Raw genomic sequence first — 20,251 nt, forward strand, 5'->3', positions numbered from 1 at the left:
GCGGCTCCTCTTACGCGCAGAAATCGCGCACCAGTTGCAAAAAGCGGGCGCGGTGCTCGGTTTGCACCCAGTGGCCGCACTGGCCAAACAGATGGAACTCAGCCTTGGGGATGGCATGGGCCAGCAACCAACCGCATTGCACTGGCACCACCTTGTCTTCGCGGCCATGCAGCACCAGCGTGGGCGCTTGCACCTTGGCCAGCACGGCTTCGGGGAAGCCCTTGAGGATGGTGGGGCCGTCGGGGTTGGGCTTAGGGATCAGCTGGCTCAAAGCCTCTTGGGCACCGGGGCGGGCGCTGGCCTCGTAGCGGGTGCGAACCATCTCTTCGGTGATGATGGATTGGTCAAACGGGAACAGGCGCATGGTGCGCTCCATGTTCTCCATCGACGGCTCATATTCGGTGGCCGAGCGCAGGCCGGGGGTTTGCTCAAACTCGCCCGCAGGTGTACCCAGCAGCACCAGTTTTTCGACGCGGTCGGGGGCAAAGGTAGCCAAACCAATCGCCAGCGCACCACCAAACGAGTTGCCCACAAACGAAGCCTTGTCGATGCCCAGCGCATCCAGAATGCCCAGCAGGTGACGCACCCACAGTTTCATGTCGTACTTGCTACCGGACTTGAACTCGGTAAAGCCAAAGCCAGCAATGTCAGGCGCAATCACGCGGAACTGGTCTGCCAAGTCGGGCATGACCTTGCTCCAGTTGGTCCAAGCCGACACGCCGGGGCCGGAGCCGTGCAACAGAAACAACGGATTGCCCGCGCCTGCCTCAAGGTAGTTGGTCTGGTGGTCAGCGGCAACGAGTGTCTTGCCAATGCCGGGATGCTGGCTCATGGGGTGTTTTCCTCCATACAGATGTGTATGTGTATGGAGCGTGATTTTGATTTATCTCAATATCGCGTCCTCTAGGGTTTTCCCTTATTCCCAAGCAAATAAATAACAAACACTTTATAAATCAATAACTTATAAATAAATTATCCGTATGGTTGAGCAAAGCCGTACACTACTGTTTGGATCGTTCGGGCTGTGTGTAATACCCCTAAAGGTCGGAGGCATCCCTAGAATGGCGCCCCGCTCCGCTCCTTGTTCCACAGACCCCATGCGCGCCATTTCTACCGAACCCCCCGAGGTGCCCGCCCCGCCGGCCAAAAGCCAGCTCACCCCTGCCGACTGGATTGCAGCGGCCACCCATGTGTTGCGCGACAAAAGCATTGATGCCGTGCGCGTGGATGTGCTGGCCAAAGTGCTGAACGTGACCCGTGGCAGCTTTTACTGGCATTTCAAAGACCGCAATGACCTCCTGGAGCGCGTGCTCAAGAGCTGGCGCGATGCGGCTACCGAACAAATCATCCATCGCTTTGAAAAAAGCGGTGCCACCCCCGAAACCCTGATCAAAGAGCTGCTGTCGCTGCCCTTTCGAGGCCAGTCGGCCCAAGACTCCGCATCGATTGAACTGGCTATTCGCGGATGGGCGCGGCGCGACGATCTGGCCCGCCAAGCACTAGAGGCCGTGGATGCACAGCGTCTGTCGTACATCACCCGCTGTTTTGAAGCCATGAGTCTGCCCCGGTCTGAAGCCCAGTTGCGGGCCTTCATGCTGTACAGCTACATGTTGAGCGAGTCGCTGCTGCGCACCCAAGGAACAGAAGACGAACGCCAAGCCCGCCGGGCCTTTGTCGAACACACGGTGCTGGCACGTTGCTGCCCTTGCTCCGAGACCGACGCCTCAAGCTCGCCCCAGGCTTAACCGGCTCGCCACGCTGGCCTGCAACTTGCTTGCCTCTGGGCCTCTTTACAGGCCCAAGCAATGCACACCATGAAACCCTTGCTGATCGTCAAGACAGGCAGCACTTTTGCGGAGTTGGTTCCGCAGATGGGCGATTTTGAGGATTGGATATGCCGTACCACTGCCAACATCCCCCGGCCCGTGGTCACTTGGGATGCCCAGCGGCAACCCTCTCTGCCTGATCCACTGGCTTTTGCTGGCATGGTCATCACTGGCTCCCATGCGATGGTGACAGACCAAGCACCGTGGAGCGAGGCATTGGTGCCATGGCTGCGCCATGTGGTGGCGCTGGAGCGGCCTGTGCTGGGGATTTGTTACGGCCATCAACTACTGGCCCATGCCTTGGGGGGAGAGGTGAGCTTTCACCCTGCGGGGACAGAAATTGGCACAACCTCGATTACCACGACTGCCGAGGCAGCTTTAGACCCTCTGTTTGGTGCTTTACCGCCCTCCTTTGCTGCGCACACAGTACACAGCCAATCCGTTGTGCGCCTGCCCAAGGCGGCGGTGCTGCTGGCCCACAATGACTTCGAACCCCACCATGCCTTCCGCGTTGGTGCCTGTGCTTGGGGGGTGCAGTTTCACCCAGAATTTGATGCCGCTGCCATGCAGGGCTACATCCGGCAAATGGCTGCCCCATTGAGTGCCCAAGGGTTGGACCCGGTCGCCCTGTGGGAACGCGTGCGCCCCACCCCAGAAGCCCAGGCTCTGTTGACTCGTTTTTGCCAACAACTGGCGGCCCACTCCCCGTGCCCCGGCCAGCCTTTTAGCGCGGCCACAACACCCACAGGCGCAGGTTCTGTTTGAGCCGTCCGGCAATGTCGCCCGCCTGCGTGCCCCAACCCGTGAAATAGTCGGCCCGTACCGCACCCACAATGGCACTGCCAGTATCTTGGGCCATCACCAACCGCTGGATATGGCCGGTAGGGCCACTGGAGGCCATCCACACCGGCGTGCCATAAGGGATGCTCTGGCGGTCTACCGCAATGGAGCGCCCCGGCGTCAGGGCAACCCCTTGGGCACCACGCGGGCCAAACTCCACATCCAACCCCTGCAAAGGCTCCTCTTTGAAAAACACATAGCGGGGGTTGCTCCAGAGCAACTCCTGCACACGCTGTGGGTTTTGTCCAATCCAAGCCCGAATACCGGGCCAAGAGGCATCACGGATCAGCCCTTGGTCTAAGAGCCAGCGGCCCACACTGCGGTAAGGGTGATCATTGGTGCCCGCAAAGGCCAAGCGCACCAGCCGCACCCGGCCATCGGGCTCGGTAATGCGCAAACGCCCTGAGCCTTGAATATGCAGTACCAAAGCCTCTATCGGATCAGCCACCCACGCAATGGCCCGCCCTTGCAAGGCAGCCTGTGCTTCGGGCAAGGTGTCAATTTGCTGGCGCGAATACCACGGCTTGCGCGTGCCCAAGGTGGCCGGGGGGCTGTACAGGGGCACACTGTAGCCCGCGCTGGGCAAGCGCGTGGCATTGAGTTCAGGCTCGTAATAGCCCGTCAGCAGGCCATCCACATTGCCACCATTGGCTTCCACCCGGTAAGGCTGCAAGCGTTCAAACAGAAAGGCGCGTTGCTCTTGTGGAGTGCCAATGCTCAGGCGGCGCACCTGTGGGCACAGGGTTTGAAAAGCCGGATGGGGCCGTTCACAACTGCGCACCCAGGCATTCCAGGCTTCGTGCAGGGCGTCCTCGTTCAGGCCGGGCAATTCTTGCCAAGGCACTGGCACCCAGCGGCTGCCGGGTTGGGCAATGGGGGGCACGCCCGGCAGGGCAGACGGTGCCATTGGCAAAGGGGCGGGCACCTGGTAGGGCGGCTCGGGTGGCGTGGTGGAGCAGGCCGTCAGCACGGCGGCCACCACAGCGGCCATGCCAAGGCGCAGGGATGCGATTGTCATGGGGGGCGATTGTGCTTGAACGCCTGCTCAATGGCTGTTGCGCAGCAAATTGGCTAATTCCACCGCCGATTTGACCTGCATTTTGTCAAACACCCGCGCCCGATGCACTTCTACCGTGCGCACGCTGATATCCAACTGGTCGGCAATCAGCTTGTTGGGCAGCCCCTCCACCACGCACTGCATCACTGCCCGCTCACGCTCGGTCAGATCAGCCAAGCGGCAATGCAGGCGTTGACGCTGGTGCAACTGTGCCAAGTGTTGCGCCGACTGGGCCAGCGCCTGCTCAATGCGGTCTACCAAGGCATTGTCAGAGAAGGGTTTTTCACAAAAATCAAAGGCACCACGCTTGACGGTATCTACTGCCGTGGGCACATCGGCATGGCCGGTCAGAAAAATCACTGGCATGGCCGCTACGGCACCACGGGCCAAGAGGACGTCAAACAAGGCCAGCCCGCTCATGCCCGGCATACGCACATCCAGCAACAAGCAGCAGGGCTGGGGGGCACCAGTGCGTTGGGCGAGCGCGGCCTCAAAAGCCTCGGCGCTGGCGAAGGTCTCGCTGGGCAGGCGGCGCGAGCGCAGCAACCAGGCCAGCGCCTCGCGTACGCTGGCATCGTCATCCACGATATAGACGGTGGCATTGGCAACAGGCTCCATAGTCTTAGGTGCTTTCTGGTTCGATCGCAGCGGTGGGCAGGGTAAAGGTGAATACCGTACCACGGGGCTGGTTGGGGGCAAAAGCCAGTGCGCCACCGTGTTGCTCTACCACGGTGCGGCACAGGCTCAAACCCAAGCCCATGCCCTCGGGCCGGGTGGTAAAAAAAGGCGTGAACAGGCGTTGGGCCACTTCGTCGCTCAGACCCACACCCATGTCGGCCACGGCAAACTCTAGCCAACTGCTGCCTGCACGGTCGGGGGCATGCCCCACCCGCAGCAGCAACACACGGGTCTCGATGTCGGGCGCATCCATGGCCTGCATGGCATTGCGGGTCAGGTTGAGCAGCACCTGCTCTACCATGGTGCGGTCACACCACAAGGGCCGCAAGCCGGGCTCCACATCCACCTGCACGCGCACTCCCAGTTTACGGGCCTGCAATTGCACCAGCGGCAGCACGGCATCCAACACCGTCTGTGCCGCCACACGCTCGCGCGATTGGTCACGACGGCGGACAAAATCGTGCACACTCTTGATGACACGGCCTGCCCGCTCGGCCTGGTTGGCAATGCGCTGCATGGCCATGTGGATATCTTGCAAATCATTCTGGGCCTGTGGTGGCAAAGTGGCACCCACTTCGGTCTGGACGGATTGCAGCAGGTTGAGTGAGCCATTGGCATAGCTGGCAATAGCGGCCAACGGTTGGTTAAGCTCATGGCTCAACAGTGAGGCCATCTCGCCCACCGTAGCCAGCCGGGCTGTAGCTTGCAGGCGCTCCTGTGAGGCACGGGATATCTCCTCCACGCGCTTTTGTTCACTGATGTCGAGAAAGGCACTCATCCAACCCGTATGCTTACCCACCGCATTGATGAGCGGTGCTTCAATGATCAGCACCGGAAAACGCCTACCGTCCTTGTGCATGAACACCGATTCAAAACCCTCACGCGGCGGTATGAGTCCGGCAGAACGGCCCGCTTGGCGCTGACGGTACTCCTCCACCAACTCAGGCGGCCAATAAGGCGCAGAAATGCTCTGACCCAGCAGCTCTTGGGCCTCAAAGCCCACCATCTCACAAAAGGCCGGATTCACATAGGTGATACGCCCTTGCAGATCGCGGGCGCGCAGGCCCGTAATGAGGGAGTCCTCCATTGCCTTGCGAAAGGCCAACGCATCGCCCAAATCACTCTCGGCCCGCAGGCGGCGGCGGTTGTCGCGCACCAGCACCACCAACACCGTGACCAGCGCAATCGACATGGCCGTCACCAAGGCGGTGAGCACATTTGGAAAAACGCTGGGCGGGGTGTGCCAGCGGTCCATGCGCAGCACCAAGGTGTTGCCAGGCAGATCCAGCAACTGCTGGGCCGTAAAAGCCCGACTGCCCCGGCGAGCAGCCCCCACCATTGCCAAACGGGTGCCATCGGCCTCGGTGAATGAAACCTCCTGGCGCCGGGCCAAGGAGTGGCCCACCAGCTCGGCCAATACCGCCTGCAAACGGTAGGTTGCCACCAAATAACCCACCTCCTGCCCTGCGGAGGTCAGGGGCAGGCACAGCTCAATCACTTCCGAGCCCAACCCATCACCGTGGGGCAAAAAATAACTGCTCGAATAGGCTGGGCCGTTCATGCGCCGGGCATTGGCACAGGCCAGTGCCATATCAGAATGGCTGTCTTCGCGTTGGCCCTGCGGCCATTGCAAAAACACAAAAGGCGACTCGGCATGGCCGTACAGCCTCAGGTCAGACGCCCGCCACTCAAGGCGCACCAGTTCACGGCGGTCACGCAACAAGGCTTGGCCTTGGACTTGCCACTCTGACATTGCCAATAACCCCGTCTGTAAGGCCAGCAAACTTTGCAGGTTGCGCGCCAAACCTGCCCGAATGTCGACCACGGCATCGGCGGCATCGCGTTCGAGCTGGCTTTGCACCACACTGGCCTCATAGCGACCGGCCAGCCACACCAGCGTGACCAGCATAGAGGCCACCAATCCCACCAGCAGAGTCCACAGCGACCAGCGCCGCCAAGTGCTGTGCCAATGGCACCAACGCCAACGGGCCATGATGGCTGTCAGTGCTGCCACAGGCCGAGGGGGCAAGGCAGGGCCGTCCACAGGGGGTGGATTGGGGCTCATGGGGCAGGCGAGGCCGTGGTGCCAGCAGCCTCGGCAGTGGCTGGGGCCGTGGACAAGGTGCCATCGGCCGCTGCTGCACGGCCACTGCGCGGCAAGCGGCTGACTTGGGGATCGGCCCAAGAGCCATCCACACGAAACTCCTGTGTGGCTACCGCCATCAAAGGGCCGCGCAAAAACATCTGGGCCAAAAAGCTGCCCAACCCCACTACTGGATTGATGGCGGTAGCCACCAACGAGGCGGTCATGGCATTGATCTCGGGCACCACCACCACATGCAGGTCTTGGGTTTCACGCTGGATGTCGGCCCGGCCCTCCATGAGCACAGCAGCATTCACGCCTTTCATTTGCAAGTTGTTGCTCATCGCCACACCTTGCTCAATGCGCACATCCCCCCGGACAAAGTCGAAGGCAAAGCCTTCGCTAAAGACATCCCGAAAATCCAAACTCAGACGGCGAGGCAACGATTGCAAACTAAGCACACTGAGCAGCTTGGCCAGCCCCGGATCGGCCTTGAGAAACTGCCCAGTCTGCACCTCCAAATGGATTTGCCCAGTCATAGAAGGATAGTCTGGCAACGAGGGGGCACCACGCCAAGACACTTGCCCCGCCATGCGCCCCTGGCCCCGGCGCACCACATCGGCCATGCCCAAGCGAGTCAACAGCTGACCCGCATCACGGATGTCCAGCGTGAAGTTGAGGGCGGTGCGCCGCAATGGCCCAGGCGAGGTGTGGCGTGCAGCTTCGGCAGCCCCCAGCAAGGCCCAGTTGCCACTGGCACTGAAAGTGGCTTCGGGCATGGTCAAGGCCAACTGTTGCAAGCGCCATTCACTTTGCGCGCCACTGTTGCCCCGGTTGCTGGCCTGCACCTGCAAACGCCCCAAGTGGCGTTCGCGCAGTTCAAAGTCATCCACCACAATATCCAACGCAGGCAAATGGCCCGGTTGTGCATCCAACAAAGACTCCACCTGGGTTGATGTGCTTTGGGGCAACTTCAGACGGGCCAAACGGGCAAACAAACGACCGTCTGCCCCCTGACTACCGCCAGGGGGATGGTATTCGACATAGCCACTGAGCTGTTCTGCATCCAGATTGAACTGCCACACGCCGCCCTGCTGTGAGCCACCAGCCACCACATCGTGCAGCGTGCGCCCTTGCATGGTGAGTTCACGGGCGCGCAGTGCCACCGTCTGCGGCCAATAGTCCAGCCCCGTTGCAACCGCCCCCCCCGAGGATGCACTCGGTGTGGCTGCCCAAACGGCCTCCCAAGCATCTGTATCTATTTGGGACAGCCGCACATTGGCTACCACCCCTTGGGCGGGCAAGGGGGGCACTTCATCACTGGGTAAACCCAAGGCGATCATGCCGCGCAGTACCTTGGGCTGTGGCCCGCTGATGTCACGCACATATTGCACCTGCCCCAGCGGCCCCCATTGCAGGGAGAGCTGTTCGTGCAGAGGGGCCGAAGGCTCCAGCGAGGCGGCGGGCAGCACAGTTTCTAGGCGCAACGGCACCGCCGTATCTGCAGGTTTGCCCAAGGGGGTGGGCAGGTTCAGGGCCATGCCTTGCAGACTGCTCTCAATCTGGAACTGGGGCGTGTTTCGGCGCAAAGTCATGGCCAAGGTATAGGGGGCCGTGCCGCTGGCGTGCTGCGCCAGTTGCGACAGCAACCCCAATTCTGGCGCCTGTTGCAAGCCTTGGGCTGACACGGTGCCTTGGGCGCGCAACTGAAAGGCCGACTCACTGACAGCCATGCCCTCAGCCGGCGGGCGCATACCCCCTTCGAGCCGCACCTCCCCTCCCAGTGTCTTGGCCTGCACCCCGCGCAAGGCAAAACTGTTCTCTGTGAATTCCACCGCACCCCGTGCGCGGGACAGCACAGGGGTGTGGGGGGTTATACGCACCTCGTTGCCTGCCAAAATCACCCGGCCCTGCACCTTGGTTTGGTGCAAGGCACTGATGGGCAGACCCAGCTTGAGGTGCAGATCGGCAGCACCACTGCCGCTGGCCTGGGCCAACGCATTGCCCATCAGCGCCTGCACAGGAGAGCCACGCAAAAACCCCAACAGTTCAGGCAATGGCCCCCGGGCCTGAGCCCCCACAGCCACCACGGTATGGCTCAGGTCGGGGATATGGGCTTGCACCTGGGTCAAGCGGGTCTGTTGCAATCCGGCAAAGCCACCGCTGGCCCCCTGCACCCGCATAGATGAACGCTCAAACACCAATTCACCTGCCAACCCTGTCAGCGCAGGCCAAGGCAACTCCCCCTCGGTTTGCAAGTGGGCAGGCACATAGGCATAGGTCACATCCTGAACACGCGCCGCAATGCGAAACTCGCCCTGCCGTGGGTCATTGAAGGGCATGTCATGCAAATCGCCCCGCACACGAAACTCCACATGGTTGGACGAACCTGCCACCACCGCATCGCGCACATAGTGGCGTGCCTCCTGTGGAATAGCCAAGGGCAGGTAGCGGTGCACTCTGGTGCCATCGGCCCGGCTCAGGTTGCCACTGAGGTCTAGCACCCCCGGAAAGCGCGACCGGCTGCCCGAAGTGGCCGGATCACTGGTGTGCCAACTGGCTTGCAAGGTGCCCTGTGCATCGGCGTTGGCAAAGCGGGTGTTGTCTACCTGCACAGCCAATTGGTTGTTGGCCACCTGCCAGCGCACCGTGCTGCTGAGTTGCTGCAATGGCAGCCAAGGGTCTTCAAACACGCCCGGCAATACCAGTGCGCCATCGCTCATCAGCACCGAGGCCTTGCCACCAGCTTGGGTCATCTCCACATCCACCGTGGCACCACGCAGGCCCAAAGGGGCATTGGGTGCCAGCACCTGCCCTGGTGCTGGCGGCGTGCCTGCCAACGCCAGCCCCCGCACCCGCCCACGCAATTGGTAGCTGTGCAACGCCTCAGGGTTGCCCTGCCAGCGGGCCTGCACCACTTCCACCAGCCCCTCAGGGGCATAGGTTTGCAATCCGGTATGCACCGGGCCGGGCAAGGGTAAACGGCTGGCAATACGGGCCAGAGCGGCCAAATCCAGCCGGTCGGCCTGAAACTCTCCCAGCGCCTGCTGGGCAGCGCCTGCCTGCACATAACGCAGGCGCACATTGCCACCCGGCCACCGCAAGCCCTCATCGGTGACAAATTGCAGGTTTTGGGTATGCAACTCCAAACCACCGTCGAGTTGACGCCCCCCCAAACGACCTTGCACCATCGGCAACACCAAAGGCATCAGCCCTGGCGCCGTGGTGGCACGCACATCTGCCAGTGCCACATCGGCCACACCGCCCACCACTTGGCCACGCTCTACATCCAGCCAAGCCCGTAAGGCTCCCCGGCCTTGGCTGACATCCATGCCCAAATCGGCGTGGTGGCGCAGACGTGAGACATCGACCCGCGCAAAATCTGCAAATACTTGCCCACTCCACTGCCGCCAGCGCCCACTGTGGCCCAACAAAAAAGGCTGCCGAAAGCGCCCCACCACGCTGAAACGCTGGCCCCATTCGGGCGGTGGCGTGGCATCCAACCGCAGCTGGTGACGCCAAGCACCGTTGCGCAGCACCACACTGATGTCGTGCAGGGCCAGTGGGGGAGCCCCGCGCCACTCATCGTGCCAATGGAGGCTGCCGCCCTGCACCACCACTTCGGGCTGAGAAAACAGCCAATCGGCCCCAGCACTGTCGTCTGCGGTGGTGTCAGGCAAAGCCAACCCTGCCACCCACAGGCGGCCATCTACCGCACGGCGCACATGCAGCTCGGGCTGCTCAATGTAGAGTTGTTCAAACCCCAGTCGCCACAGCGAGCGCGGCGACAGTGCCACCACCACACGCGGCAAATGCAGGGCTGGATGCTCCTGATCGTCCAGCAGCACCACCTCGCGCAACTCGATGGAGGGCACCAACAGCCCCCGGCTATGGGCGGCCACCGTCCCTATCTGCACCGTGGTGCCCAACATCCGGCTAGCCTGTTCTTGCAGCAGCAGACGATAGTCGCCAATTCGCGGCACAATCCAGCCGTGCAGCACGGCCCAGGCCAGCGCCAACAACAGCACTGCCAACAGACACAGACGTAGCGACCACCGCGCCAATCCAGCCATCCAGCGGATTAGGCGTGTGGGGGGCAAAGCTGGGTCATTCATGGCGGGCCGGGCAGAGGTGGCGGGAATTATGGCCCGCAGCCACCACAAGACTGCACCGTAAGCCCATTCAACCCTGTGTCGTTTTACCTGCGGCGCTTGCCCGCTGCCTCTACGCCATGCCACTGCATTTGACCGACAACGCCGACGCTAGCCCCGCCAACCACTCGCGTTTTTTCCAGCGGCTGCACCGTCGCTATGGTGCGCAGATGGCTGCGCTGCCCCCAGGCGCCCCTGTGCGGGCCAGCATGGAGCAAACGCTGACTACCCTGCGCGCCCAAGGCAGCGATACCGGCACGGCCCTACGCACCCTGCGCCAATTGGTGATGGAACGCCTGATGCGCCTGGACTGCGAGACCCAGGCACCACTGGACGTAGTTACCCGCGCCGTGACAGAACTGGCCGAAGTGGCACTCGACCATGCCTGCCGCCAAGCCCGCCAAGAACTCGACGAGCGCCACGGTGCCCCCTGTGGCCCCGAGGGTCAGCCAGTGCAGCTATGGATCATTGGCATGGGCAAACTGGGGGCGCGCGAACTCAATGTCTCCAGTGACATTGACCTCATCTATGTTTACGAGCACGACGGAGAGACCGCAGGCACCGCTGATGGGCGCGGGCGTATCTCCAACCACGAATACTTTGGCCGTGCCGTCAAAATCATCTACAGCTTGGTGGGCGACACCACCGAGCATGGCATGGTGTTTCGTGTCGATCTGGCGCTGCGCCCACATGGCAACTCGGGGCCGCCCGCCGTATCACTGGCGGCACTGGAAGAGTATTTGCAGATTCAGGGTCGCGAATGGGAGCGATTTGCCTGGCTCAAGAGCCGAGTGGTAGCCCCGTTCGATTGCATTGGCAGCCCCCAAGTGCAAGCCTTGCGCTCGGTCGTGTTGCCCTTTGTATTCCGGCGCTACCTCGACTACAACGTGTTTGAATCCTTGCGCAACCTGCACCGCCAAATTCGCGACCATGCTGCTCGGCGCAGCGCAGGCCACCCCGAGCGTGCCAACGACGTCAAACTGTCGCGCGGGGGCATCCGCGAAATCGAATTCACGGTGCAATTGCTGCAGGTGGTGCGCGGGGGCCAGTTCCCAGAGTTGCGCCGCCGCCCCACACTGGATGCCTTGCAGCGGGTAGCCCAAGCGGGCCTGATGCCCCCAGAAACGGCCGATGCGCTGGCACGGGCTTATGTGTTTTTGCGCCGTGTAGAACACCGCATTCAATACCTGGACGACCAACAAACCCACATCCTGCCAACCCGTGACGATGATCTGGCCTGGATTGCACAGACCATGGGCTACACCAGCTGCGCCAGCTTTTTGCACGAACTCGATGCCCATCGTGAACTGGTAGCACAAGAATTTGACACCCTGCTGGGCGGAGACACCAAAAAGCCCTGCGCGGGCAACTGTGCTGGCCCCCATGCCAACACCCCCGCAGCCCCGGAGCTAGACAATTTGCTAGAAGACCTGCCCCCCGCCTTGAGAGAGCGGGTGGCCGAATGGCGCAACCACCCACGGGTGGGGGCGCTGCGAGAAGAGGCACGCGCCCGACTGTTTAGGCTGGTACAACGCACCGCACAATGGCTGCGCGATGGCCGCGCCAGCGACGAGGCAGCAGTGCGCCTGATCAATTGGTTTGAATCCCTGCTGCGCCGCGAAAGCTATCTGGCCCTGCTGCTGGAGCGCCCCGCCGTGCATGAGCAGCTGTTGCACCTGTTGGGGGCAGCCCGCTGGCCCGCCCGCTACCTGCTGCAACACCCCGGCGTGATTGACGAGCTGGCAGGCAGTGCCCTCTTGCAAGAACGATTTGTCCCAGCAGACTTTGAACGCGATTTAGCCCGGCGTTTGGCCTCGTTGCGCTCGACCAAAGAAGACGACGACGAAACCCTGCTCAACCTATTGCGCCGGGCCCACCATGCCGAAACCTTTCGCACGCTGGCCCGCGATGTGGGCGAACGCCTCACGGTAGAGCAAGTGGCAGACGACCTGAGTGCCTTGGCCGACAGTGTGCTGCGCGTCACGGCCCAATGGTGCTGGGAACGCCTCAAAAACCGCCACCGCGAAGTGCCGCAATTTGCCATCATTGGTTACGGCAAACTCGGCGGCAAGGAGCTGGGCTACGGCAGCGATCTCGACATTGTTTTTGTCTTTGACGACGACGACGACCGCGCCCCAGAGGTCTATACCGCCTTTGTACGCAAGCTGATCAACTGGCTCACCGTCAAGACCGGCGAGGGTGACTTGTTCGAGATCGACACCGCACTTCGCCCCAATGGCAACTCGGGCCTGCTCGTGACCAGCTTCCTGTCTTACGCCAACTACCAACAGCAGCGCGGCAGCAACACCGCTTGGACATGGGAACACCAAGCCATGACACGCGCACGTTTTGTGCTGGGCAGCGAAGATCTGCGCACCCGCTTTGACGCCGTACGCCAAGCCGTGATCAGTGCCCCCCGCGACGCCGTGGCCTTGGCTCAAGAAATCACCGCCATGCGGGCGCGGGTGCTGGGTGCCCACCGCCCGCCCCCCGAGCAGTTCGACATCAAATACAGCCCCGGTGGCATGGTGGATGCCGAGTTTGCCATGCAATATCTGGTGCTGCTGCACTCAGGCGCCCACCCCCAACTCATGGACAACGTGGGCAATATCGCCCTGCTGCAACGGGCGGAAGATGCAGGCCTGCTACCAACGGGTGTGGGCCAAGCGGCTGCCAGCGCCTACCGCGAGTTGCGCCGGGTGCAACACCGCGCCCGCCTCGATGAGGTGCCCACCCAAGTCACCTCGCCCGCGCTACAAGCCGAACGGGCCGCAATCCAAGCACTGTGGCAGGCCGTATTTGGACAAAACTGAAGCAGCCCCGCCACAGGCAAGGCCAACACGCCCGAATGGGCGGTGTCTGTCCGCATAATGGATAGGCCATGAACCTGCTTACCCTGAACATCGACACCATCCCGCTGGGGCAGCCCCTAAGTTTTGTCTTGCGCAGTGCCAGTGGGGCAGTGCTGGCACAAAAAGGCTATGTGATTCGCAACCGGGCCGAGCTAGACCTGTTGGTACAGCGCGGCGTGCATCTGTGTGTAGACACCGAGGAGTCCGACGACAGCCACCGCGCCTACATGGGGCAATTGCAACGCATGTTGCTGTCAGAAAAGCCCCTGAGCGAAATTGCCAAAGCCCGAATGGAAATGGTGGCCCAAGGCACACAAGGCGAAACCCACAACGGCCCCCCCAACTGGCCCGACCTGCAACACCGCGCCACCCAACTGCTGCGCTCTCCCCCGGCCCACGAGTTTGGCACCCGCTTCATGGAGTTGCAAGCCGACCTGTCGCGCTACTGCGTGCTCACCCCCGATGCCACCTTGCTGGCGCTGGTGCGCATTTCAGGGCAAGAAACCCGGATGTACAGCGCCACGCACAGCATGTTGGTGGCCTGTGTCTGTATGGTGGTGGCTCGGGCCACCCTGCGCTGGGACGAGGAGCAAATTTTGCGCATTGGTTGTGCCGCCTTGAGCATGAACTGCGCCATGACCGAACTGCAAGACCACTTGGCCTTGCAGACCACGCCACTGAGCGCCGAACAGATCAGTGCCATTGAAAACCACCCCGAACGCAGCGAGACACTACTGCGCAGCCTAGGTATCCACGACCCCATCTGGCTAGAGGCAGTGCGCCAACACCACCACCGCACCCCCGGCCCGCTGGCCCACAAAACCGAAGCACAGCAAATGGCCCGCCTGATCCAACGGGCGGATATTTTTTCGGCCCGTTTGGCCCCCCGCGTAGGACGCCACCCCATGCCCGTCACGGCGGCTATGCAGTCCTGTTATTACGACGAGGAGCACCAAGTAGACGAGGCCGGCGCAGCCATCGTCAAAACACTGGGCGTCTACCCCCCTGGCACCTTCGTGCGGCTGGTCAGCCAAGAAGTGGGCATGGTGGTGCGCCGAGGCGTCACAGCCACTACCCCGCGTGTTGCCGTGGTGCTCAACCGCCAAGGCATGCCCACTGGCGAGCTGATTCCGCGCGATACCGCCATGCCCCACTGGAAGATCACGGGCGTCGTGGCACACAAAGATGTGTTGCGCATCCAAGTACCGCTGGAGCGGCTGCTGGCCGTGGTTTGAGCCAGAACAGACACCACCCAGACCCTATGCAAAAATTTACCTGCATGGGTCTTGGAACTTTCACCACCCGCCCTTACTCTAGTGTGTATGCCACGCAAAAGTATTGCGGGGCGCTGGTTGCTTTTATGGTTGCGAAGCCTTTCAGGCCCGGTGGGTCTGACTGCAATCCCGGAGCGCACCTCCTCCCTCCCTCTCTTCTTCGTTCAGGGGCGCTTCGCAACCTTTTTCTTTTTGTGCCGCCAATGTGCGTGGCTTACTTGAGCCAGCCACGCTTGCGGAAATACCACATAGGCACCAAGGCGCTGGCAACCATCAGCACCAACGCATAGGGGTAGCCCCATTTTTGCGACAACTCGGGCATGTACTGAAAATTCATGCCATACACGCTGGCAATCAGCGTCGGGGGCAGCAGTGCCACACTGGCCACCGAGAACATTTTGATGATCTTGTTCTGGTTGATATTGATAAAACCAACCGTGGCATCCATCAGGAAGTTGATTTTGTCGAACAAAAACGCCGTGTGGCTATCGAGCGAGTCGATGTCGCGCAAAATCTGGCGGGCATCCTCAAACTGCTCGGCATTGAGCATTTTGCTGCGCATCATGAAGCTGACTGCACGGCGCGTATCCATCACATTGCGCCGGATGCGTCCGTTCAAGTCTTCTTGGCGGGCAATGGCCGACAACACTTCACTGGCACGGGCGTCCGTCACACTGCCCGAAAGCACCTGGCTACTGACCTTTTCCAAGTCGTCATAAATGCCCTCTAGCGTGTCGGCAGAATATTCAGCATCGGTATCAAACAGCCGCAGCAGCACCTCGCGTGCATCCTCAATCAGCCCAGTAGCCCGGCGGGCGCGCAAGCGCAGCAGACGAAAAACCGGAATATCTTCTTCATGGATGGAAAACAGCACCCCCTTGCTGCGCAGATCGGGGTTGATGAGGTTCAGAATAAAAGCCACCCGAACCGAGCGGGGGTCTTCATCATCATCGATCAAGAAGTCGCTACGGATGTGCAACTCGCCGTTGTCTTCTTCGTAGAAGCGGGCAGACTCCTCAATATCCTCGTCCATCGCATCTTCAGGAATGGACAGGCCATAGTGCTGCTTGACCCAGCGTTTTTCTTCAATGGTGGGAGATTCCAGATCGACCCAGATCGGACGAAAGTGCGACAGGTCTTCCAGCGCCTCGATTTCTTGCTGCACAAGACGCCCATTGGCAAGCGTAAAAATATTGAGCATGGCTCGCTCCCAGAGTAGACAGGCAGGGGGGGGGTGAATAGGAGGCGCTTTCAGCCCCGGCACCTGGCCTGAGAGCTGAAAGCTACCGACTCGGGTAGGCTTCCATGGGCAATATCTCCATCTACAACATGCGAGGGGTCAATTATCGCACTGGGCTGTGACTGGCACATGACCAAACGGCGGCCAGACGAGTCGCGTCCACCCCGTCCCAAATGGCTCAATAGTGGGGCGGTAATTCATCGCGCGGGCTGTGGCGCACCGCCCCCCGCTCTTCAGGCATCTGCTGGCCCAGGCGGCGTACCTCCTGCAACAGCCCATCAATTTGCTGCTGTTGGCGATAGAGCACCAGATGCAGCTGGTCGAGCGCATCCTCCTGAAAGCTCAACTTGGTTTCGAGATCCATCAAACGTTGGTCGGTGTCGGATTGGGAGAGCATGGGTTGGTTGCAGAGACATAAAAAAGAGGCGCAAGTGCTGTAGCCACTTGCGCCTTCAGGGGGGAGCGAAATCAGGCCGTAGGGCTACAGCCTGTGTGCCTTACTCCGCGTCTTGCAAATGTGCTCCGATGGTGTCGCGGGCGTGGCGGGCCTTGGCCCGGCCCAAATCAGCATCCAAGGCGTGGATCAATTTGTCCACAGCACTCACAAAAGCCACTGCCACCTTGTCACCATCGGCAGTGACGGTCACGGGCTGGCGCCCAGCGGGACGTGCCTCCAGACGGCAACGCTTGTCATTGGCACCGGATTTGCCGGCGTCCACATCGGTCAGGAACACTTCGACGCGGGTGATGTGCTCGCGAAAACGGGCCAGCCGCTCAAGAGCTTCGGCCTGAATCCATTGGGCCAGGGATTCACCGCCTTGAATGTGGTCGTTGGCGTGTACCTGCACTTGCATGTTGATCTCCTTTTCGAACTGCGGTCGGCTTGGTGCCGACAACACCACTGTAAACCAGGAGTTGGGGGTCTTGGGCCAAGCTTGACAGATTTTTGGTGCTCAGCAGGGTAATCACAGCGGCACAGCTCTGGTCGTGCCAGAATGCCTGTTGCCGCAGCATGGCCCGGTGCAGACTGGGTATTTTCCTTCCCATCCAACGAGCAAAACCATGAAGATACGGGTTCTGGGCTGTTCTGGCGCCATTGCGCAACATGCCCGCACCACCTCCTTTCTGCTCGACGAGCACATCCTGCTCGATGCTGGCACTGGTGTGGCCGATCTACCGCTGGGCGAGATGGTGCGCATTGACCATGTGCTGCTCACCCATTCGCACCTAGACCATCTGGCAGCCTTGCCACTGATGCTCGATGCCGTGGCGGGGTTGCGCAGCCAACCATTGCGGGTGCATGCCCTGCCTGCCACCATTGCGGCGTTGCGACACCACATTTTTAATGGGGTTATCTGGCCCGATTTTTCAGTGATTCCATCGCCACAGCGGCCCATGGTGCAGTTTCATCCGATTGAAGTTGGGCAGGTGCTCACACTGAACGGCTTGCACATTGAAGTGCTGCCTGCCCACCACACCGTGCCTGCCGTGGGTTTTGCCGTGGCTACCCCCCAAGGGCATTGGGTTTTTACTGGCGACACGGAGCGCAACCCTCCCTTTTGGCAACGGCTGCGCCAACTGCCCTTGGCAATGCTGGTGATTGAGTTGACTTTCAGCCAACGTGCCAGTGCCCTGGCCCACGCCAGCGGCCACCTGTGCCCGCAAGTGCTGGCCGAAGAATTGGCCCAACTGCAAGCCCCACGGCAACCGGGCTGGCGTCTGGGACTGACACACACCAAGCCGCTGGAGGCAGCCTTGCTGCACGCTGAAGTAGAAGCCTTGGGACTGGCCCAACAATATCCACTGTTCTGGCTGGAGGCCGGTCAGATTTTTGAGTTCTGAACAATCCATCATGGGCCAACCTATCACCGCCAATATCGATGAGGCCGCCTTCTTTCGTGCCCTGCAACACCTGAGCAATCGCATCCACAACACCGACCGTATTGAACAAATCATGGTCGATTTGGCGCAGTCTATCTGCGACCTGTTTGGTGCAGATCGCATCACCATCTACACAGTGGCCGATGATGGTGATTACATCGTCTCGCGCATCAAGACCGGGCTGCAAACCATCCGCAGCATTCGCCTGCGCATCAATAACAACAGCGTGGCCGGTTATGTGGCACTCAAACGGCGCTTGGTCAATGTGGCCGACGCCCACGACGCCGTGGCCTTGCAGCACATTGCCCCCGACCTGAACTTTCAGCCCGAGGTCGACCGCCGCTCGGGGTATCTCACGCGCCAATTGCTCACGGCCCCCATTGTCCAAGATGGCACCCTGTACGGTGTGCTACAACTGATCAACACCCGCAGCGGCGAACCCTTTGGTACTGCCGCCGAACAGGGGGCAGCCGAACTCTGCAAAACCTTGGCTATTGCCTTCAAGCACCGTGGGCTACCACTGAGCATGCAAGCCCTCAGCGAGGCCGAAGCCAGTGCCCCACCCGCCGCTCCCAGCCGCCCGTCCGCCGCGCCCCCCGGCAGCATGCGCTACCAGTGGCTGGTGCAACAAGGCCACATCACAGCCCCCGACCTCACCCAGTGTTTGCAACAGGCCCGGGAAAATGGCCTGTCAGGCGAGGCCATGCTGTTGCAGCAGGGGGTGGCTGTGGCGGCCATCGGGGCCAGTCTGGCGGCTTTCTTTGGCGTGCCCTATGTGGGTTTTCAGCCGCAGCGCCTGCGCATCGAATCCTTGCATGGCGCCCTGAAACGGGATTTCTTGCTCACCCAAGGCTGGGTGCCTCTGGAAGAGGGCCGCAGCGGCTTACAAATCATGTGCCTCGACCCAGAGGCTGTGCAAAGCGCGCGGATTGTGGGGCAGGTTTTTCCACAGGCCCACCCCATTGAATATGTGGTGACCACCCGGCAGGATTTTCTGCAAACCCTCGATCAACTCTACCCGGCCCAAACCGACACCAGCGTAGACCGCATGTTGGCCGACTTGACCGATACCGTGCCAGATGACAGCATGGACGACTCCACCCTGGTCTCGGCGGCAGCCGACAACGAGCTGGTCAAACTGGTCAACCGCATCATCCTAGACGCACACCAGCAAGGCGCCTCCGACATCCACATTGAACCCCTGCCCGGCAAAGAAAAAACCCAAATCCGCTTTCGGATCGATGGGGGCTTGCGCCCCTACATCGAGATTCCGGCAGCCTACCGGGCACCGCTGGTCACGCGCATCAAAATCATGTGCGATTTAGACATCTCGGAGCGGCGCAAGCCCCAAGATGGGAAAATCCAATTTCGGCGCTTTGGCCCCTTAGACATTGAGCTGCGCGTGGCTACCATCGCCTCGATGGGGGGCGTAGAAGACGTGGTGATGCGCCTGTTGCGTGGCGGCGAACCACTGCCGCTAGAGCAGCTCAACCTCAGCCCGCACAACCTGCAACGGCTCACCGACACCATCACCAAGCCCTATGGTCTGTTTTATGTCTGTGGCCCCACCGGCTCGGGCAAAACCACGACGCTGCATTCCATCCTCAAACACCTCAACACCCCTGAGGCCAAAATCTGGACAGCAGAAGACCCGGTAGAAATCACCCAGCGCGGCCTGCGCCAAGTGCAAGTCAACAAAAAAGCCGGGGTGGACTTTGCCACCGTGATGCGCGCCTTTTTACGCCTAGACCCCGACATCATCATGGTGGGCGAGTCGCGCGACTTAGAAACCGTGAGCATGGGCATCGAAGCCTCGCTCACTGGGCATTTGGTGTTCTCTACCCTGCACACCAACTCGGCCCCCGAATCCATCGTGCGCCTGCTCGACATGGGCATGGACCCCTTCAATTTTGCCGATGCACTGCTGGGGGTATTGGCGCAGCGGTTGGCGCGAAAATTGTGCAGTTGCAAGCAAAGCTACCGGCCCGACGAGGCCGAATTGACCGCCTGTGCCCATGAATACCTGCACACCTCTACCCAAGTGCAACCTACGCCGCAGCAGTGCGAGGCTTTGCTGCAAAGCTGGCGCAGCCAATACGGCGACGCCCAAGGCGATTTGCATTTATACCGTCCTGTGGGCTGCGACACATGCCAAGGCAGTGGCTACAAGGGCCGCGTAGCTCTGCACGAATTGCTGGTGGCCGACGATGCCATCAAAGAGCACATCCAACTGCGTTCTCGGGTAGCGCAATTGCTGCAATCGTGTTTGGTCAGTGGGATGCACACCCTCAAAATGGACGGCATAGAAAAGGCCTTGCAAGGCCTGACGGATCTGCGCCAAGTCCGGCTGGTATGTATCAATTGACATC

General features: G+C 61.0%; 14 protein-coding genes. 6 read left to right on the forward strand and 8 right to left on the reverse strand.

Annotated features, from left to right (window positions below):
- Positions 1-10: 10 nt before the first annotated feature.
- The gene (locus ACFO6X_RS12210) at positions 11-832 is read right to left on the reverse strand and encodes an alpha/beta fold hydrolase (protein WP_382433410.1); all 822 of its coding nucleotides are present in this window, start codon (positions 830-832) and stop codon (positions 11-13) included.
- A 265-nt stretch (positions 833-1,097) separates the two neighbouring features.
- Between ACFO6X_RS12210 and ACFO6X_RS12215 the strand changes: the two genes are divergently transcribed.
- On the forward strand, positions 1,098-1,745 hold the full coding sequence (locus ACFO6X_RS12215; protein ID WP_382433412.1) for a TetR/AcrR family transcriptional regulator: 648 nt from the start codon (positions 1,098-1,100) through the stop codon (positions 1,743-1,745).
- A 69-nt stretch (positions 1,746-1,814) separates the two neighbouring features.
- On the forward strand, positions 1,815-2,591 hold the full coding sequence (locus tag ACFO6X_RS12220) for a glutamine amidotransferase (RefSeq protein ID WP_382433414.1): 777 nt from the start codon (positions 1,815-1,817) through the stop codon (positions 2,589-2,591).
- Here the strand turns inward: ACFO6X_RS12220 and mltA are convergent.
- From mltA to ACFO6X_RS12240, 4 genes are read right to left on the reverse strand one after another with little or no spacing between them, the layout of a single operon-like run.
- A complete protein-coding gene (gene mltA / locus ACFO6X_RS12225; RefSeq protein WP_382433416.1) occupies positions 2,551-3,684 on the reverse strand; it encodes a murein transglycosylase A in 1,134 nt (377 codons plus the stop codon). The two genes, ACFO6X_RS12220 and mltA, sit on opposite strands and share 41 nt — an antisense overlap.
- Before the next feature lie 27 nt (positions 3,685-3,711).
- Complete coding sequence (locus ACFO6X_RS12230) at positions 3,712-4,341, reverse strand: response regulator transcription factor (protein ID WP_382433418.1); 630 nt, start codon at positions 4,339-4,341, stop codon at positions 3,712-3,714.
- A gap of 4 nt (positions 4,342-4,345) precedes the next feature.
- Complete coding sequence (locus ACFO6X_RS12235) at positions 4,346-6,466, reverse strand: two-component system sensor histidine kinase NtrB (RefSeq protein ID WP_382433420.1); 2,121 nt, start codon at positions 6,464-6,466, stop codon at positions 4,346-4,348.
- Positions 6,463-10,599, reverse strand: coding sequence for a YhdP family protein (locus ACFO6X_RS12240; RefSeq protein ID WP_382433422.1), 4,137 nt, complete (start codon positions 10,597-10,599; stop codon positions 6,463-6,465). Before ACFO6X_RS12240 ends, ACFO6X_RS12235 begins: the two co-directional genes overlap by 4 nt.
- Before the next feature lie 116 nt (positions 10,600-10,715).
- On the opposite strand from ACFO6X_RS12240, the gene glnE reads away from it, so the two are divergent.
- Positions 10,716-13,448 (forward strand): bifunctional [glutamate--ammonia ligase]-adenylyl-L-tyrosine phosphorylase/[glutamate--ammonia-ligase] adenylyltransferase, encoded by a 2,733-nt coding sequence (gene glnE, locus ACFO6X_RS12245; RefSeq protein ID WP_382433424.1) that lies wholly within the window; start codon positions 10,716-10,718, stop codon positions 13,446-13,448.
- Positions 13,449-13,516: 68 nt separating this feature from the next.
- The gene (locus tag ACFO6X_RS12250; RefSeq protein WP_382433426.1) at positions 13,517-14,722 is read left to right on the forward strand and encodes an HD-GYP domain-containing protein; all 1,206 of its coding nucleotides are present in this window, start codon (positions 13,517-13,519) and stop codon (positions 14,720-14,722) included.
- A gap of 253 nt (positions 14,723-14,975) precedes the next feature.
- Here the strand turns inward: ACFO6X_RS12250 and corA are convergent, their stop codons facing one another.
- From corA to ACFO6X_RS12265, 3 genes are all read right to left on the reverse strand, one after another.
- Positions 14,976-15,962, reverse strand: coding sequence for a magnesium/cobalt transporter CorA (corA, locus tag ACFO6X_RS12255; protein ID WP_382433428.1), 987 nt, complete (start codon positions 15,960-15,962; stop codon positions 14,976-14,978).
- Between the two features lie 217 nt (positions 15,963-16,179).
- Positions 16,180-16,398 (reverse strand): SlyX family protein, encoded by a 219-nt coding sequence (locus ACFO6X_RS12260; protein WP_382433430.1) that lies wholly within the window; start codon positions 16,396-16,398, stop codon positions 16,180-16,182.
- Positions 16,399-16,498: 100 nt separating this feature from the next.
- Complete coding sequence (locus tag ACFO6X_RS12265) at positions 16,499-16,855, reverse strand: HPF/RaiA family ribosome-associated protein (protein WP_382433432.1); 357 nt, start codon at positions 16,853-16,855, stop codon at positions 16,499-16,501.
- 208 nt (positions 16,856-17,063) lie between these two features.
- Here ACFO6X_RS12265 and ACFO6X_RS12270 point away from each other — a divergent pair, with 208 nt between their 5' ends.
- Positions 17,064-17,843 carry a 3',5'-cyclic-nucleotide phosphodiesterase gene (locus ACFO6X_RS12270; RefSeq protein ID WP_382433434.1) on the forward strand — a complete coding sequence of 260 codons (780 nt, stop codon included), beginning with the start codon at positions 17,064-17,066 and terminating at the stop codon, positions 17,841-17,843.
- On the forward strand, positions 17,833-20,247 hold the full coding sequence (locus ACFO6X_RS12275) for a GspE/PulE family protein (RefSeq protein WP_382433436.1): 2,415 nt from the start codon (positions 17,833-17,835) through the stop codon (positions 20,245-20,247). The genes ACFO6X_RS12270 and ACFO6X_RS12275 overlap by 11 nt, the downstream gene beginning before the upstream one ends.
- Positions 20,248-20,251 lie beyond the last annotated feature (4 nt).

It is taken from the genome of Giesbergeria sinuosa (assembly GCF_042652905.1).
Taxonomy (GTDB): domain Bacteria; phylum Pseudomonadota; class Gammaproteobacteria; order Burkholderiales; family Burkholderiaceae_C; genus Simplicispira; species Simplicispira sinuosa.